The 17,677-nt window shown below is 69.3% G+C and carries 14 protein-coding genes; 5 read left to right on the forward strand and 9 right to left on the reverse strand.

Features of this window, described 5'->3' with window-relative positions:
• Position 1: 1 nt before the first annotated feature.
• From IU448_RS19880 to IU448_RS19890, 3 genes are all read right to left on the reverse strand, one after another.
• Positions 2-1,408 (reverse strand): vWA domain-containing protein, encoded by a 1,407-nt coding sequence (locus IU448_RS19880; protein WP_195057167.1) that lies wholly within the window; start codon positions 1,406-1,408, stop codon positions 2-4.
• A gap of 2 nt (positions 1,409-1,410) precedes the next feature.
• Complete coding sequence (locus tag IU448_RS19885; RefSeq protein WP_195057168.1) at positions 1,411-2,304, reverse strand: AAA family ATPase; 894 nt, start codon at positions 2,302-2,304, stop codon at positions 1,411-1,413.
• A gap of 406 nt (positions 2,305-2,710) precedes the next feature.
• A complete protein-coding gene (locus IU448_RS19890; RefSeq protein ID WP_195057169.1) occupies positions 2,711-3,979 on the reverse strand; it encodes a glutamate-5-semialdehyde dehydrogenase in 1,269 nt (422 codons plus the stop codon).
• Between the two features lie 64 nt (positions 3,980-4,043).
• Here IU448_RS19890 and IU448_RS19895 point away from each other — a divergent pair, with 64 nt between their 5' ends.
• Together IU448_RS19895 and IU448_RS19900 are read left to right on the forward strand one after the other, a co-directional pair.
• Entirely contained in the window at positions 4,044-4,907 is an 864-nt protein-coding gene (locus tag IU448_RS19895; protein WP_195057170.1) for a ribokinase, read from the forward strand.
• A gap of 154 nt (positions 4,908-5,061) precedes the next feature.
• Positions 5,062-6,279 (forward strand): RtcB family protein, encoded by a 1,218-nt coding sequence (locus IU448_RS19900; RefSeq protein WP_195057171.1) that lies wholly within the window; start codon positions 5,062-5,064, stop codon positions 6,277-6,279.
• 111 nt (positions 6,280-6,390) lie between these two features.
• Here the strand turns inward: IU448_RS19900 and IU448_RS19905 are convergent, their stop codons facing one another.
• Positions 6,391-6,870, reverse strand: a complete 480-nt coding sequence (locus IU448_RS19905) for a hypothetical protein (RefSeq protein WP_195057172.1) — start codon at positions 6,868-6,870, stop codon at positions 6,391-6,393.
• Positions 6,871-7,254: 384 nt separating this feature from the next.
• Between IU448_RS19905 and IU448_RS19910 the strand changes: the two genes are divergently transcribed.
• Complete coding sequence (locus IU448_RS19910; protein WP_195057173.1) at positions 7,255-7,797, forward strand: hypothetical protein; 543 nt, start codon at positions 7,255-7,257, stop codon at positions 7,795-7,797.
• Positions 7,798-8,007: 210 nt separating this feature from the next.
• On the opposite strand, the gene IU448_RS19915 is transcribed toward IU448_RS19910, so the two are convergent.
• Complete coding sequence (locus IU448_RS19915; RefSeq protein WP_195057174.1) at positions 8,008-8,763, reverse strand: SDR family oxidoreductase; 756 nt, start codon at positions 8,761-8,763, stop codon at positions 8,008-8,010.
• A gap of 101 nt (positions 8,764-8,864) precedes the next feature.
• Between IU448_RS19915 and IU448_RS19920 the strand changes: the two genes are divergently transcribed.
• Together IU448_RS19920 and ligD are read left to right on the forward strand one after the other, a co-directional pair.
• Entirely contained in the window at positions 8,865-9,785 is a 921-nt protein-coding gene (locus IU448_RS19920; protein WP_195057175.1) for a helix-turn-helix transcriptional regulator, read from the forward strand.
• Between the two features lie 102 nt (positions 9,786-9,887).
• Complete coding sequence (gene ligD / locus IU448_RS19925; RefSeq protein WP_195057176.1) at positions 9,888-10,847, forward strand: non-homologous end-joining DNA ligase; 960 nt, start codon at positions 9,888-9,890, stop codon at positions 10,845-10,847.
• Between the two features lie 68 nt (positions 10,848-10,915).
• Here the strand turns inward: ligD and IU448_RS19930 are convergent, their stop codons facing one another.
• The 4 genes from IU448_RS19930 to IU448_RS19945 form a co-directional block, all read right to left on the reverse strand.
• Positions 10,916-13,033 carry a RecQ family ATP-dependent DNA helicase gene (locus IU448_RS19930; protein WP_195057177.1) on the reverse strand — a complete coding sequence of 706 codons (2,118 nt, stop codon included), beginning with the start codon at positions 13,031-13,033 and terminating at the stop codon, positions 10,916-10,918.
• 90 nt (positions 13,034-13,123) lie between these two features.
• Complete coding sequence (locus IU448_RS19935) at positions 13,124-13,666, reverse strand: cation:proton antiporter (protein WP_280458676.1); 543 nt, start codon at positions 13,664-13,666, stop codon at positions 13,124-13,126.
• Between the two features lie 207 nt (positions 13,667-13,873).
• The gene (locus tag IU448_RS19940; protein ID WP_228813649.1) at positions 13,874-14,842 is read right to left on the reverse strand and encodes a nucleoside-diphosphate kinase; all 969 of its coding nucleotides are present in this window, start codon (positions 14,840-14,842) and stop codon (positions 13,874-13,876) included.
• On the reverse strand, positions 14,829-17,339 hold the full coding sequence (locus IU448_RS19945; protein ID WP_195057178.1) for a PEP/pyruvate-binding domain-containing protein: 2,511 nt from the start codon (positions 17,337-17,339) through the stop codon (positions 14,829-14,831). The genes IU448_RS19940 and IU448_RS19945 overlap by 14 nt, the downstream gene beginning before the upstream one ends.
• Between the last annotated feature and the right edge of the window lie 338 nt (positions 17,340-17,677).

The following is a 17,677-nucleotide window of genomic DNA, read 5'->3' on the forward strand; positions in this document are numbered from 1 at the left end:
ATCAGACCGGCAGCAGCCGCGACACCACGGCCGTGAGCTGGGACGCGGACCGGCATTCGTGCATTTCGATGACCTGCTGGTAGCGGTCGGCGGCCGAATCGCCGGACCCCCAGTTCTGGCGCGGTTCGGGGTTGAGCCAGTGCGCGTGCTTGGCGACGGCGACCAGCTCGGACAGGGTGGACAGTTCCGGGTCGCGGTAGTTGGTGCGGGCGTCACCGAGGATCAGCAACGAGCTCCGGCTGGTGACCGCGTCGGCGAATCCGCCGGCGAAGCTGGTCAGCGCGCTGCCGTAGTCGGAGTGACCGTTGAAGCCGACGATATCGGCCTCGGCGAAGATCCGCTGCATGGCCTCGTCGAGCTGGGTGTGCGGGTCGAAGAACCGGGTCACCTCGTCGGTGTGGTCGACGAAGGCGAAGATCCGCACCTTGGAGAACTGCTCGCGCAGGGCACTCACCAGCAACAACGTGAAATTGCTGAACCCGGCGACGGAACCGGACACATCGCACAGCAGCACCAGCTCCGGGCGGCCGGGCCGCGGTTTGCGGTTCACCAGGTCGATCGGGACGCCACCGGTGGACATGGATTTACGCAGCGTTTTCCGCAGATCGATCTCGCCCCGCCGGGCATGCCGCCGGCGGACCGCCAGCCGGGACGCCAGGATCCGCGCGAGACGCTGCGTACTGCGCTTCAACTCGGCCAGCTCGTTCTGCGAAGCACGCAGGAAATCCACGTCCTCGGCCTGCCGCGCGACCCCGTACGAAGCGACCCGCTCCCGGCCGATCCGTTCGGCCACCCGGCGCCGCGTCTCCGCCTCCACCGTCCGCCGGAAGTTGTCGATCCGGCCGCGTGCCGTCCGGCGCGCGATCTCGGTCTCGAAATCGCTCATATCCGGGGTGGTCATCCCGGCCAGCATCTGCGCCAGCACAGTCTGCGGCTGAATCTCCTTGAGCGCCTGATACGACGAGAACGACGCGCCGCGCGCCGACTGGTATTGCCCCAGCTGCTCCACCAGCTGCGCGGCCATCAGCGCCTGCGCGCCGCCGGAGTTCTCGTCGGCGAGCATTTCGGCCAGCATCTGCCGCAACGCGGGAACGTCGAGCCGGCCGTCTTCGCGGTACGGCAGTTCGATCTCCGCGGCGGCGTCGCGCTCCCCGATGGCGACCGGGAACCAGAGATCGAACAGGCCGTCGTAGGTGGCGCGGTGGGTGGTGCGCCGCAGCAGCGCGCACGCCAGTCCCTCCCGCACGGCTTCCCGGTCCATGAGGTCGAGTACGGAAAGCACACGGCCCGCGTCCACCGTTTCCGAGGGACCGACCGGGATCCCCCGCGCCCGCAGCGCCGCCACGAACCCCACCAGGTGCCCCGGCAGTCCGTGCGGGGCCAGTGGCGGTTCCTCGGTCACCGCCATGATCAGACCGGTTTCAGCTCGGCCAGCGCACGCTGGTGGTCGCTGCGGTGTTTCAGTACGACGCCGAGGGTTTCGCGCACCGTCGTATCGTCGAGGCCGGTATGCCCGAGCGCGAGCAGGGTGCGCGCCCAGTCGATCGTTTCGGCCACCGACGGCAGTTTCTTCAACTGCATACCGCGCAGCACATGCACGATCTGCACCAGTTGCGCCGCCACGGCCTGCGGGAGTTCCGGCACCCGGCTCGCCAGGATGCGCCGCTCCAGATCCTCGTCCGGGAAATCCAGGTGCAGGTACAGGCAGCGTCGTTTCAGCGCCTCGGACAGCTCCCGGGTGGCATTGGAGGTCAGCACCACGAACGGTTTCCGGTCGGCGGTGATGGTGCCCAGTTCCGGGACGGTGACCGCGAAATCGCTGAGCACTTCGAGCAGCAGCCCCTCGATCTCCACATCGGCTTTATCGGTTTCGTCGATGAGCAGCACGGTCGGGTCGCAACGCCGGATCGCGGTGAGCAACGGCCGCGACAGCAGGAATTCCTCGGTGAACACATCGGCTTTGGTGGCGGCCCAATCGTTCTCACCGGCGGCCTGGATGCGCAGGATCTGTTTGGCGTGATTCCACTCGTAGAGCGCTCGCGCCTCGTCCACGCCTTCGTAGCACTGCAGCCGCACCAGTTCCGCGCCCGAGGTCTGTGCCACCGCCCGCGCCAACTCGGTTTTGCCGACCCCCGCCGGGCCCTCGATGAGCAGCGGCTTACCGAGACGATCGGCCAGGAAAACCGAGGTCGCTGTCGCCTTGTCGGCCAGATAGCCGGTTTCGGCGAGGCGGACCTGCACATCATCGACCGACGCGAAGATCGGCTCCTGAACCGGCGGGATGGGGGAACTCGCGGGCTCCATGGGGCGTCCTTCCGTCGAACTCTGCCCATCCCACGCTACCGGGCCCCCGGCCGGCAGACCTCGTCCCCCGGAGCCAAGAGACTCAGCTCACCGCCGAGCCGGGCTGCCGGACGAGTCCGCGTGCACGGCCCAGCGGCACACGACCGACGAATTGCCGGGCCGGCGAGCCGGGGCGTTCGACCCTGCAACGTCCCGGTTCACCGGAGATGAGGCCTGGTTCGCCCCTCCCGGACAGCGGGTCGGCCTCGATCGCTGCGTGTGGTGTATGCCGAGACCTTCGAGTTGTACAGGGGCGACGAACCGCAGTTCGGTGGACTCGTCGGCGATAGTGGAGTCACCACCTATGACACGAGAGCACGGCTCACGGGTGCGAGCCCAGGTCGCGCGTCGGTGCGGCGGGGTGGTTCTACGCGGGACGGATCTGCCCGGATCCCCGGACGACCCATTTCGACGACGTGAGTTCCGGCAACCCCATCGGACCGCGGGCGTGCAGTTTCTGGGTGGAGATACCGATTTCGGCGCCGAAGCCGAACTGCTCGCCGTCGGTGAAGGCCGTGGAAGCGTTGACCATGACCGCTGCCGCGTCGACCCGGCGGGCGAACTCGTCGGCCGCCGCGAGTTCGCCGGTGACGATGGCTTCGGTGTGGCCGGTGCCCCAGGTGTTGATGTGGTCGACGGCTGCGTCCAGATCGTCGACGATCTTCACGGCGATATCGAGGGTCAGATACTCCTGGGCCCAATCCTCGTCCGTGGCTGGAGTCATGCCGTCGAGGTCGCCGTGCAGGGTGACACCCTTGTCCGCCAGGGCCTTGCCCAGCCGCGGCAGGGCGGTTTCGGCGATGGCCGCGTCGATCAGCACGGTCTCGGCGGCATTGCACACGCTGGGCCGGCGGGTCTTGGCGTTGATCAGGATTTCCTCGGCCATATCCAGGTCGGCGCCGGAATGCACGTAGACGTGGCAGTTGCCGGTACCGGTTTCGATGGTCGGCACCTGGGCGTCGCGGACCACCGCGTCGATGAGGCCGGCGCCGCCGCGCGGGATCACCACGTCCACCAGGCCGCGGGCCTGGATCAGGTGGGTCACGCTGGAGCGGTCCTCGCTGGGCAGCAGTTGGACGGCGTCGGCCGGGAGACCTGCGCCGGTGAGCGCCGAACGCAGCACCTCGACCAGCGCCGCATTCGACCGGGCCGCCGACGACGACCCGCGCAGCAGCGCCGCGTTACCCGATTTCAACGCGAGCCCGAAGGCGTCCACGGTGACGTTCGGCCGCGCCTCGTACACCATGCCGACCACTCCGAGCGGTACCCGGACCTGCCGGATCTCGAGCCCGTTGGGCAGGGTGGACCCGCGTTCCACCACACCCACCGGGTCCGGCAGGGCGGCCACCTGGCGCAAGCCCGAGGCGATCCCGTCTATCCGGTCCGCGGTGAGCCGCAATCGGTCCAGCAGCGAATCCTCGGTACCGGCCGCTTTGGCGGCCACCAGATCCTCACCGTTGGCTTCCAGCACCGAATCCGCGGCGGCCAGCAGCGCGTCCGCCGCGGCGTGCAGCGCCTCGTTCTTCTGGGCCGTGGTGAGCTGGGCGAGCACCCGGGACGCAACCCGCGCCCGGCGTGCCGCCTCGTGCACGGCCTCACGCATATCGAACTCAGCGGTGGTCTCTGCTGCCGTCATAGGTATACAGCCTACGCACCGGGAAAACCGGATTTCATCGGTGCTCACACGTTACGTTCTCCCCGTGACCACGCCACTGATCGCCGTGCTCGGCAGTATCAACATGGATCTGGTGACCACCACCGCGGCCCGCCCCGCACCCGGTGAAACGGTGCTCGGCCGCGGTTTCACGATGGTGCCCGGCGGTAAAGGCGCCAACCAGGCAATCGCGGCGAGCCGGGCCGGTGGGCAGACGATGTTCCTGGGCGCGATCGGCACCGATGTCTTCGCCCCGAGGCTGCGCGCCGTGCTCACCGAATCCGGCGTGGACACCACCGGGCTGCGGGTGCTCGACGGGCCGAGCGGTATCGCGACGATCGTGGTCGACGATTCCGGGGAGAACAGCATCATCGTGGTCGGCGGCGCCAATACCGCGGTAGCAGACCTGACCGCCGCGGACCGCACCGCCATCGCCGCCGCCGATATCCTCGTCTGCCAGCTCGAGGTACCCCTCGAGACAGTGACGGCCGCGGCCCGCCATGCACGCGCACACGACACCACCGTGATCCTCAACCCGTCGCCGGTGCAGCATCTTTCCGACGAACTGTGGGCGCACGTGGACGTTGCCGTAGTGAACACCGGTGAGGCCGAACACTTGGGCGGACTGCTCGACCGGGTACCGCACGTGGTGGTCACGCTCGGCGCACACGGTGCCCGGTATCGCGGCCCCGACGGCGCGGAGACCACCGCCGCGGGTCCCCCGGTCGAGGTCGTCGACACGACCGGCGCGGGCGATACATTCACCGGAGCACTCGCCGTGCGCTGGGCGCAGGGGCCGGCCACCGCATTGCGCTTCGCCTGCACCGCGGGCTCACTGGCCACTACCGGGCTCGGTGCCAGCGCGTCGATTCCGTGGCGCACCGAGATCGAGGCTGCCCTGCCCGGCTGAATCCGTTTCCGGCGAAGCGATCGCGGCACCGTTCCCGGCCCGGCGACCATACCGGCCGGCACCTCGAAATAATCGGATGTGCGCCCGCGCTGCGCGGCCTACCGTGAAGTATGGCGGCGGGAAACGGTCCGCCGTGAACGGAAGGATCGAGACAATGTTTCCGGTCGAGCTGTCCGGTACCCGGGCGCGGACGTTGATGTGGGCCCAGGAGAGCGAGATCGATGCGGCGGCGCTGCAACAGCTGCGCAATATCGCCCGGCTGGAATGGGTGCACGGCGTCCGGGTCATGCCGGATGTGCACCTCGGGAAGGGCGCCACCGTCGGCTCGGTGATCGCCATGCGTGACGCGGTCGCACCGGCAGCGGTCGGAGTCGATATCGGCTGCGGTATGGAGAGCGTGCGCACCGATCTGACCGCAGCCGATCTGCCCGACGACCTGCGCGCCCTGCGCTCGGCGATCGAGGCGGCGGTACCGGTGGGCTTCAATGCCCACAAGAAGCCGGTGCAGGTGAGCAAACTGGCACCGGGACCGTCCGGTGTCGCTACCCCGACGCTGCGTACCGGCTGGGATCGGTTCTGGTCGGCGTTCGACGACCTCGACGAGTCCGTGGCACCGCGGGAGTCCAAGGCGCACAAGCAGATGGGTTCGCTGGGCGGGGGCAACCACTTCATAGAGGTTTGCCTGGATCAGGACGATCAGGTGTGGATCCTGCTGCATTCCGGCAGCCGCAATATCGGCAAGGAAATCGCCGAACGGCATATGGCGGTGGCCCGCGAGCTGCCGCACAATCAGAACCTGGTCGATCGCGACTTGGCGGTGTTCCTGGCGAACACCCCGGAAATGACGGCCTACCGGCACGACCTGACCTGGGCGCAGGAGTACGCGGCCCGCAACCGCGCGGTCATGCTGGCGCTGGTGTGCGAGGCGGTGCGCAAGCAGTTCCCCACCCGCGAGGTCCGGTTCGATACGCCTATCTCGTGCCACCACAATTATGTGGCGGAGGAGAACATCGACGGTGTCCCCATGCTGGTGACTCGTAAGGGCGCGGTCCGCGCCGGGGCGGGCGATATGGCGCTCATCCCGGGCTCGATGGGAACTCGCTCCTACGTGGTACGCGGTAAAGGCAACCCCGAGTCGTTCCAGTCGGCATCGCACGGTGCGGGCCGGCGGATGAGCCGCAATGCCGCCAAGCGGCAGTTCAGTGTGGCGGATCTGGTCGCCCAGACCGAAGGGGTGGAGTCGCGTAAGGACGCCGGTGTCCTGGACGAGATCCCGGCGGCCTACAAGAACATCGACGAGGTGATCGAGGCCCAGCACGATCTGGTCGATGTGGTGGCCACCCTGCGCCAGGTGCTCTGTGTGAAGGGCTGAATATGCGGCGGGCCTGCCGGCCGGTCCGCCGCATACCCGGTGGTCGAGGCCACTGTGGACGTCTGTATCCCGGGCTGCTGTTCTTCGGGCAGCCGGGCCCCGGAGTCCGGCTCACCCGGCGAGCCGACGGCGCAGCAGACCGGCGGTGAGCCCAGCGCCGAACAGCAGCACACCGACCATGAGCACCACCCCGCCGGACAGCCAGCTGTACAGCGCATGATCGAGATCCGTGGGCAGCCCGGGAACGGCCGAGACCAGCCGGTAGGTGCGTTCGGGTATCACGATCTGGACCACGCCGGGCAGGATTCCCCACACCAGCCCCGCGGCCATGGCCGCTCCCGGCACGGCGACCGCGAGCGCCGCGACGACCAGTAGCAGCGCCGCGCCCAGCACGGACTGGATCGGCGCCAGCCAGCGATCGGTGGCATCCCACCATCTGCCGGTGAGGACAGCGCCGTTGGCTGCGATACCGAGCGCCACCGGTGTGAGCAGCAGCGCGGCCGCGGTCGCCGCGATCGCGCGCGGGGTTCGTCCCGAAAACCGGCGGTCAGCCTCCAGATCACCACGATTCCGCTCGACGATTTCGGTCATCCAGCACTCCTCGGGGCCGGTCGGTACTCGGTCGGCAGCCATTGTCCGTCGCCATCGACCCGACCCGTACAACTGGCCACCCGCCGCCGCGAGTCGGCCGGCATGAACGGCCACCGGTCGGCCCAGCCGTCTGCGCGTACGTCGCAGCGTTGCCCGCGCACGCCGACGGGCCTCTCTTCGACCTGCACAGGCAAGCGGTCACCTCTTCCGGGGTGACCGATCGGACGGTTGCTGTTGTGCCGATACGAGCCGAGCATCCGGGCCGCTCGCGCCGAGTCAGCGAGCAATCCCGTTGACTAGTTATCATCCGATGCATACTCTTATTTATCAGTCGATAACAACAATCATTCGGGCCCGCCCGAATCTCCTTCCAGAGGAACCGCCATGTTCGGCACACTCATGATGTTCGTCGTCCCCACACTCGTCCTCCGCCTGCTCGGCCTGGTCGGTCTACGCCGCTTCGCCACCTGGCGCGTCGCCGCGGCGCACGGGCTGGCCTTCCTGTTCACCATGACCGGGCTGGCGCATTTCATGCCCGATTCGGTAACCGTCATGCCCAGCCACAGCGACCTGGCGGCTATGGTGCCCAGCGCGATCCCGTTCCCGGAATTCGCCGTGTACGCAACCGGTGTCCTGGAGTTGGCGGGCGCCGCCGGCCTGCTGTTCGCCGGCACCCGCCGCTGGGCCGGGCTCGGACTCGCCGCACTGCTGGTCGTCATGGTGCCGGCGAATATCTACGCGGCGGTCGAGGACATACCGCTCAACGGCGAACCACCCACACCACTGTGGTTCCGGATTCCCGAGCAGATCGTGTACTTCGCTGTCGCGCTCTGGGTGGCACAGGCGCTGCCATCGATATCGGGCGGTCGCGCAGAAGCCGAGCCGCACGCGGCCGCCACCCCGGAGATCGCGGGCCGCAGCCACTGAGCCACCGATGCCACGCGGCCTTGCCCGGCCCTTTTCCGGCCGGGCAAGGCCGTGCAGCGCAGCGGTCCCCGCCGGCTCCGGAACAAGACCGCGCGGCGCACCGGGCGCGGCGGGTACGGACCACCGCGGCCGGCACCCCGACGAGGCAAGGCCGCGCGCCGTCCGTGCCGATCCCCGTGCCGGGTAGGCGAACAGCGCCCCCGGCGACGATCAGCCCTGCGGGGTCGGCACGAGGATCAGTTCGGCGATATTGAGCCGCGCCGGAGCCGCGGTCGCGAAGGCGATCGCCTCGGCGATATCGTCCGGCTCCAGGATCGTCATCGACGAGCGCCACTCGTCCAACTGCTCCCGCTGCGCCGCCCAGCTCATCCCGGCACCGAGTTCGGTTCCCACGAAACCGGGTTCGATGCTCTTCACCCGCACGCCCCGGGGCCCGTATTCCGCCCGCATATTGCGGGTCAGATGCGCAACCGCCGCCTTGGTGGCGCAGTAGACGGCATACTCGGGGAAGATCGCGTGCCCGCCGATCGACCCCACCAGCACCAGATCGGCCCGTCGGCCGCCGCCCGCCGCCGCCAGCAGATCGTCGATGAAAGCCCGCGCTGTGTACAGCAACCCGGTGACATTGGTACCGACCATCTGCTCCCACTCCCCGACCTCCGCGGATTCGAACGGCGCGCCGAGCATGACGCCCGCGTTCGCGACCACCAGATCCACCGGTCCGAGCGCCGCCCGGATCGTGGCGGCCGCATCGCGCACCGAATCCCGGTCCGCCACATCGGCGACAACAGCCACCGCGGCACCGCCGATCTCGGCCGCCAATTCCTCGATACGTTCCTTACGCCGGCCCAGCAGCGCGACCTCGGCACCGGCTGCAGCCAATCGCCGCGCGGTGGCGGCACCGATTCCGCTGGAAGCGCCCGTGACCACCGCGACCCGGCCGTTCAGATTCCCGTTGTTCGTCATGTCCACAACACTCGGCCCCGGGCCCGGCCGCTGCCAGGTCGCGGATTTCCTGGTAGTCGCGGGGCCACCCAGCCCGCCCGCCCCGCGCCTACGCTGAACACATGAATTCGGACAACCGCCTGGGAACGTTCCTGCGGGCCCGCCGCGAACTGGTCCGGCCGGAAGAATTCGGCCTGCCCGGCGGTGGCCGGCGCCGGGTCGCGGGCTTGCGGCGCGAAGAAATCGCGATGCTCGCGGGGGTGAGCGCCGACTACTACGTGCGCCTCGAACAGGGTCGCGACAAACATCCGTCCGAACAGGTCGTCACGGCACTCGCCCGGGTGTTCTCGCTGGACGAGGAAGGGGCGGCCCACCTGCGGGAGCTGGCCCGGCCCGCCGCGACGCGGCCGCGTACACCGCGACGCCCGGAACGGGTGAGTCCCGGCCTGCTGCGGTTGCTGGATGCGTGGTCGCACACCCCCGCGCTGGTGCTGGGCCGGCACCTGGACGTCTTGGCCGCGAACCCACTGGCCGCCGCGGTGAACGCTTGTTCGGTCCCGGGAGTCAACCAAGTCCGGATGGTGTTCCTCGACCCACGCGCCCGCGAGGTGTTCCCGAACTGGTCCCGGATTGCGGCGGATACGGTGGCGAGCCTGCGGGCGACTGCGGGCACCGACCTCGACGATCCCCGGTTGACCGAACTCGTCGGCGAACTCTCGCTCAAAAGCGACGAATTCCGCCGGCTGTGGGCCCGTCATGATGTCCGGGCGAAAACGTCGGGGGTCAAACAGTTCCACAACGAGATGGTCGGGGAGCTGACGCTGGCGTACGAGAGTTTCGCGGTGAGCGGCGCGCAGGGGCAGTTACTCATCGCATACCACGCCGAACCCGGATCCGATTCGGACCGTTGCCTCGCGCTGCTCGGCAGCCTGATCACGAAGTCCCCGGGCGGCACGTCCCTCCACTCCGACCGGCTCGTCACGGAGGAACCCAACGGCGAACGTGCTCATACAGCTCAGCAAGCACACTGGACACAGGCGTGAACCGGTTGCCGGTGTCCGGCACCGCCGAACCATGGTGACCGCCGTGGCACACCCATGCGCGTCGATCGGCCGACGGCGAAGCCCGGCGCTATCGTTCGAACCATGAGCGGCAGTGCCGGCACGGCGGTGGAACTCGAGGTCGGGGATCACACGGTGCGGATCACCAACCCCGACCGGGTGTACTTCCCGGAAAGCGGCGCCACCAAGCTGGGTCTGGTGCAGTACTACCTGAGCGTGGGTGACGGTATCGTCAACGCGCTGCGGGACCGGCCGTGCATGCTGCACCGATTCCCCAAGGGCCTCGCCGGTGACAAGGTGCACCAGAAACGGCTACCGGCCGGGGCGCCGGAATGGGTGCCCACCGTGCGGGTGTTCTTCCCCCGCTACAACCGGTACGCCGACGAACTCTGTGTACGGGAACTCGCCGATGTGGTGTGGGCGGTGCAGATGTCGACGGTGGAATTCCATCCCTGGAACTCGCGCCGGGCCGATACCGAATGCCCAGACGAGTGGCGCATCGATCTGGATCCGATGCCGGACTGCCCGTGGCCGCGGGTACAGCGGGTGGCCGGGGTGGTGCACGAGGTGCTCGACGAGATCGGCGCCGTGGGCTGGCCGAAAACCTCCGGTGGCAACGGGCTGCATGTGTATGTCCGGATCGCGCCGGAACACGGTTTCCAGCAGGTGCGCCGGGCGGCGCTGGCCTTCGCGAAAGAAGTCGAACGTCGCGCACCCGACGATGTGACCACCACCTGGTGGCGCCGGGACCGCGATCCCGAACTGCTGTTCGTCGATTACAACCAGAACGCCCGCGACCACACCATTGCCGCCGCCTATTCGGTCCGCGGTGTCCCGGCCGCCACCGTATCCACCCCGGTGACCTGGGACGAGATACCGGATATCCATCCCCGCGATTTCACCATCGCCACCGTCCCCGCCCGCTACCGCGAACTGGGCGATCTGCACGCCGGTATCGACGACGCGGTCTTCGACCTCACCCGGCTGATCGACTGGGCAGACCGTGACGAGGTCGATCTCGACGAGGACCCCGCGGATTCCTGAGCGCCGCCGACGCGGCCACCGAGGGGCCGCAGCGACTCCTGCGGCGGGACGGGCCACCGGCGCACCTGTCAGGTCGGGGTGGCCAGGGCGAACGGCAGAACCGCGGGGGCTCCGGCGCGGCGCAGGGTCCAGGCGGCGACGGTGAAGGTCCAGCCGGAATCGGTGAGCGTGTCGACCAGCAGGATCGGGCCGTCCGCGGCGGACAGGTCGGGGATCTCCCACGAGTCGTACAGCGCGGCGACCCGGTGTGCGGAGTTGACCGCCGATACCGGTGGGTGATCGGGACGCAGGTGCAGCGTGCCCAGGTGCCGGAGACGACCGATATCGGCCAGGCGTTCGGCCAGGGAGGCGGTGAGCACGGGATGATCCGGTGATTCCAGGGCGAGCACCGCGGTGGGCCGCACGGCCCAGTCCCATTCCCGTAGTACGGGGATACAGGCCTGCACCACGTCGTCGGGAACCGGCCCGTCGGGTCCGTCGAGGACGGGGCGCAGTCGGCGGCCCCAGCCCAAGGAGTTGAGCCGGCCCAGCACCCGGCCGGTTTCCGCGCCTTCGGTGATCTTTCCGGACAGCGAGATACCGAGTTTCGCCATACCGGTGGGCCACTGTTTGCGGGGTGCGAGGTCGAATCCGGGACGGTCCAGCCGGGCCCGGGTAGCGGCGACGGCTTGGTTATCGACGGTGGTGTCGCGATGCTTACCGGTGCAGTTGTCGCAGCGGCCGCAGGCGCCGGCGCCGGGGGCAGCGGCGAGGAGGGCCGGGTCGTCGAGCTGGCGGCGCAGGAACTCCATCCGGCAACCGGTGATCCGCTGATAGTCCAGCATGGCCTGTTGTTCGGCGGTGCGGGCGGCGTCCAGGCGTTCGTAGCGGTCGGCGTCGTAGGCCCAGGGCTGACCGGTCGCCAGCCAGCCGCCACGGACCCGGCGTACGGCACCGTCGACATCCAGCACCTTCAGCACCATGTCCAGGCGGGACCGGTTCAATTCGACCAGAGGTTCCAAGGCGGCCGTGGACTGCGGGCGTTCGTGGTCGAGCGCTTCCAGTACCGAGCGGACCACATGTTCGCGGGGGAACGCCACCGAGGCGAAATAGCTCCAGATCCGGGTGTCCTCGGGCCCGGGCAGCAGTACCACCTCGGCGCGTTCGGTGCCGCGTCCCGCGCGGCCGACCTGCTGGTAATAGGAGATCGGCGACGACGGCGCGCCCACATGGACCACGAAACCCAGATCGGGTTTGTCGAAGCCCATCCCCAGCGCGGACGTGGCGATGAGGGCCTTGACCTCGTTGTCCAGCAGCGCGGTCTCGAGCGCTTCGCGTTCGGCCGGATCGGTCTGGCCGGTGTAGGCGGCGACCCGGTGGCCGTGTGAGCCGAGCACATCGGCGAGATCGTGGGCACCCGCGACGGTGAGGGTGTAGACGATGCCGGAGCCGGGCAGCTCGTCGAGGTGGCTGCTGAGCCAGGTGGTGCGTTCCACCGCGTCATCGAACCGGACCACCGACAGATGCAGCGATTCGCGGTCCAGGCTGCCGCGCAGGACCAGGGTGTCGGTCCCGATCTGACCGGCGACATCGGTCACCACCCGATCGTTGGCGGTGGCGGTGGTCGCCAGCACCGGCACATCGGTGCCGAGATCGGCGATCAGGGTTCGGATACGCCGGTAATCGGGCCGGAAATCGTGACCCCAATCGGAGACACAGTGGGCTTCGTCGATGACGACCAGTCCGGCGTCGGCGGCCAGCCGGGGCAGGACCTGATCGCGGAAGTCGGGATTGTTGAGCCGCTCCGGGCTGACCAGCAGCACATCGACCGCCCCGGCGGCGACCTGCTGATGGATCTCGTCCCATTCGGTGACATTGCCGGAGTTGATGGTGGCCGCCACCACCCCGGCGCGGCGAGCGGCGGCAACCTGGTTGCGCATGAGCGCCAGCAGCGGTGAAACGATCACCGTGGGCCCGCGCCCCTGTGCGCGCAACAGCTTGGCGGCGATGAAGTACACCGCCGATTTACCCCAGCCGGTGCGCTGCACCACCAGCGCCCGGCGTTTGGCCACCACCAGGGCCTCGATCGCGACCCACTGATCGTCGCGTAACCGGGCGGCCGGCCCCGCCAGTTCGCGCAGCAGCGCCTCCGCATGCTGCCGTAGTTCGCCGGCCTCGCCCACTGTGCTGCCCGGTGCGGTCGTCATGGGCCCATACTGCCCGAGCCCACCGACAGCGCCCGGTCTCCGGGCCGGGCGTGCGGCGGCTCGCAACCGGCCCGGCGTCCGGCCGGTCCGTCATCCGATCAGGTCATCGCGGTAGCACCAGCGCCATGCCTCCCCTGGTTCGACGCTGCGGATCCCCGGATGACCGGTAGCGGCGAAATGCCCGGCCGTATGGTTCCCGGGCGAGAATTCACAGCAGCCGATGGCCGAGCCGCCCGCCTGCCACAGCGATACCGTGCCCGCAGCGGCAGCGCTCGCCGTGCGCAGGGCCACGAGCGCGGTCGCGTCGTTGAACAGTGACTCGGCCTCCAGCAGGGTGACGGTCCGCCGCGGCATCCCGATCCGCCGCGCAACCGCCGTGGCGACCACCGCTCCCAGTGCCACCGCCACCGCGAACGGCACCGGCAGCAGCCACCACACAACCGCCGCCACCGCGAACGTGCTGAACAGCACCAACCCGACCGACAACAGGGCGATGGTGCCGATCTCGGCCCGGAAATCGACCAGTGAAGTGCGTAGCGCCGCGGTGTACAGCAGCGGCGGCAGCAACCCCAGCAGCACGATCTCGGGTTCCAGGTGCACCTGCGGAACGAACGGCAGATAGGAGGCGGCCACTCCGGCCAGCGTCAACGCCAGCGGCTCGGATACCCCGCGGCCCGGGCCAGCGCAGCCACCAGTGCGGCCGAAGCCACCAGAACCACCAAGCCGATCGCGATATACACTGCGGCATTCTCGCAGGCCGGCCCGCACGCCAGAGGTATACGGCTCAGGGCACCGCGACGGGCCGAGAACCAGTGGCGGCAGACCAGGGCGCGAGCGCCCTCATACTTCTTTCCGCCGCCAATCCGCGGCGGTCACCGGCAACAGCGCCGGCGACCCGGCCACCGCCCGCATGGGCAGGACCCGGGAACCGAGCACCACCGCCGACCACGGGTCGATATCCCGTCCGGCGGCCAGCGCCCGGCCGAGTACGCCCGCCCAGGCGGCTTCGTCGTCGGCATCGAAATCGGCCGGTACGGGCGCGCCGGCCCGTTCGAGATCACGCAGCATCCGGTCTACGGCGACAGCCGGGTCGAAGGACCGGCACGGGGTGCGCGCATACAGAGCGTCGGCGAGTTCGCGCGCGGATTCGGCACGATCGGCGCCGGTATAGGCCCGGGTGACGACCTCCGCGCGCTGTTTCTCGGCGAAATAGATCGCGAGTTCGCGCAGTACATCAGCGGGGTCGTCCCGGGTGTGCACAAGATTCAGCAGTGCGCTGCGTTGTCCGAGCCGGTGGCGCAGCTGCCCGGGTTTGCGCTGCCGGGGATCGGCCGGGCCCGTGGCCTCGGTGAGCCGCACGGCGACCGGGAGGTCACCGTGGGCCGCGCTCACCACCAGCAGCAGGCAGTCCGAAACCGCCGCCAGCAGATCGGCCAGCCGCCGGCGCTCCGGAGAGGCGATATTCCAGGCGTAGTACCACAGCGCACGCACCAGATGCCGGTTCACCGAGACGGTTGCCGCAGCGACGACCCGGAAACCGTTCTCGGAAAGCCATTTCAGTGCCGGATCCACCGCCCGGGCGACGATCGCGTCCGGTTTCAACAGCACGAGCGAATGGCGCACCGCGAAACCGGCGGCGTCGATCCGCAACCGCGCCAGCTGTTCCACGCACTCCAGCACATAGGTGTCGCAGTGGTAGGCGGCCACCTTCTCCGGCTGCGGCGTCAGCGCGGACAGCAGGCCGGTCAGTGCACCGGACTCGGTGGCCATCGGGTCGCGGACCGCCGATACTCGTTCATCCGGTTCCATCGCCGTGTCCTCCTCCGGAAAGCACCGTCACCGTCCCCGCCGCGCCGTCGACCCGGATCCGCATTCCGGTCCGCAATTTCCGGCCGCAGCCCGGCACCTGGAGCACCGCCGGTACACCGAGTTCACGGGCGACGGTCGCCAGTGGGGCGAGCGGGCCACCGCATTCGGTCACCAACGCCGCCGCCGACGGTAACGCGGCCATCCACCCCGGATCGGCGCGGTGGGCGACGAGTATCCCGCCGGCCGGATCGCGCGGTTCGTCCACCAGCACCGCGATCCCCTCGACCACTCCGGTCACCGCCGGTGATCCGGCCAGCACATCACCGGGCCCGGCGGGCGGCGGATCGGCACGCAAGGTCCAGCCCTGTTCCGCCAGTTCCGTATCCGTGAACCGGGGCCCGATCGTTGCGAAGCGCGCCGGCGCCACCAGATCCGCACCGGTGGTCCGGGCGAGTGCACGTGCCGTGATCCGGTCGGCCAGATCGGGCATCGGAACCCGGTCGTAGCAGTTGCGCAGTTCGTCGACGGTCAGCGAGAAGATATCGGCGGCGTCGCCGATGATGCCGCGCGCGGCGAGATCGCGGCCCATCACCGCGATCATCCGTTCGACGATCCCGAACGCCCGGGTCCGGCAGGACCGCAACTGTTCCCGGTACGCCGAGTAACGGGCGGTTCTGGCGCGCACCCGGTCGTAGAGCGACCGGCGGACTCCCCGCAGGTGTGCGTCGAGATAGGCGTCCGGGTCGAATCCGGGGTATGCGCGCGGCCCCACGAGCGCGTCCACGAGGTATTCCGGCGCGTCCGGCAGGAAGGCTTTCGTCAGCATGAGCATGAGGCCGGTCGAGGTGAGCTGGACCGTGTCCAGCACCAGCGTCGGTCCCCACCGCAGTACGAGGTCGCGGTCGAGGCGCCGGTACTCGGCGTACGCCTGTTCCCCGTGGACGTATTCCATCGCCTCGTAGCGGTCGTAGAGGCGGGAGAACTCGGCGCAGAACTCGTGCATCAGCGCATCGATCGCCAGTACCCGGTGGAAGTAGGCGACGGCGGTCCGGGCACGCACCCACATCCGCTGCCATCCGTTGTCGAAGATGAAGGGGTACAGGGGTTTCGCGTGATCGCCCGGGAGCGGGTCGCCCACGCCGAGCGCCGCCGCGAGGGCCGGGCGAGCCAGCGAGTACCCTGGCGCGATCCCCGCGGTCCGATACCAGTGCAGCAGATTGGCGTACACGCGGCCGTGGAAGAAGCCCAACAGGTACGGGGTCCACGAAAGCATCTGCCGTATCTGTTCTTCCGGTACACCGAGCGACTGCGCGAAGCCCCGGTGCACTCGACCGTGGATATCGGCGGCCATCGTGTAGGTCAGCGGTGAGACCGGGCCCGGGAAACATTCGAATCCGGTCGCGCTGGTCCATATTCGCGGCTCGTCGGGCGTCACCGGTTCGCCCGCGCCGCGGAGCACCGCCGCGGCCGTCTCGTTTCCGCGAGGTAGCACTGCCCGGGGGTGTTCGATATGCCCGGATCGGTAGCCGGCAGCGTGCAGCCCGTCCGGCTTCCCCTGCTGGTCGGCCCGGTCCGGCGCATCGCGCAGTGCGGTGATCGGCCGCGCCTGCAGAAACCACAGACCCTCGGCATCGATCGCCCATTCGATATCCCGCGGTCCGCCCAGCACATCGGCCAGCGCCCGGCCCCGGCCGGCAAGCAGCGCGACGTCCTCGTCCCCGAGTACGACCCTTGACCTGTGCGGCTGCGCCACCGCCTCGAGCCCCGACCCGTCCGCGGGCAGATACTCGACCTCTTTACCGCCGGTGACCCGAGCGACGACCGTGCCCGCCCGGTCCACCACCACCGTATCGGCGTCCACCGCGGCCAAGCCCTGCCCCAGGCCGTAGACAGCGTTCACCACCACCTCGTCGCCGGAACCGGCCACCGGGCTCCGGGTGAACAACACCCCACTCGCCCGGGCCGCGACGAACCGCTGCAGCAGCACGCCGATCCCGGTCACCGGCGGGAGATTTCGCGCGAACGTGTACCGGACCACCGTCTCGGAGAAACCGGAGCCCCAGCAATCCCGCACCCGCTCGAACAGCTCGGCCGCACCGATATTCAGGTACGAACCGAACAGCCCCGCAAAAGAATCCGCATCGAGGTCGGCTCCCACCACGGACGAGCGCACCGCCAGCGCACCACCGCCCAGGCGAACGTGGGCGGTGCGCACCAGCTCCCGTAACCCGGTGTCGTCGAAGGCCCCCGCGGCCGACGCGATCTCCGCCCGTATCCGCCCGGCCAGCCCGAGCGCCGTATCCATATCTTCGGCCCGGGCGAACTCACCGATCAGCTCATCCACTCCCGCCCCGGCCGCGAACTGCGCGAACACATCCGCACCCAGCACCAGCCACTCCGGCACGCGCGCCTGCACCGCCTCCAGCGCATACAGCCCCCGCGCCTTACCTCCGCCGAGTGCCGCGATATCCGCCTCGGTGTCGTTCGCTGAGAGCACCCGCAAGAACCGACCTCCAACCCCGCCTGTCGCGGCGGCACATTGTTGCCCGTTCCGCACGAGTAAACCCCAGGGACACCCTGCGTATCGTCCGATCGGGCGTTGTGTTAGCCCACAAACTCACGGCCCCGGCCCCGGCCCCGGCCCCGGGCCGATGCCCGGGCCGGCGATCTCCGTACGTCCGACGGGCATCGCTCCGACTGCACCCCGGCCCGGCCTCGGTCGATGTGGCGGCGATATTCGGCCGCCCGACCGGTGCACTCGGCACCTGCCGCCACGGCATACCATCTTTTCGCTCCGCCGGTACAACCAGTGCCGATGCGCCCCGCCCGGCGACA

It is taken from the genome of Nocardia flavorosea (assembly GCF_015477805.1).
GTDB lineage: Bacteria > Actinomycetota > Actinomycetes > Mycobacteriales > Mycobacteriaceae > Nocardia > Nocardia flavorosea_A.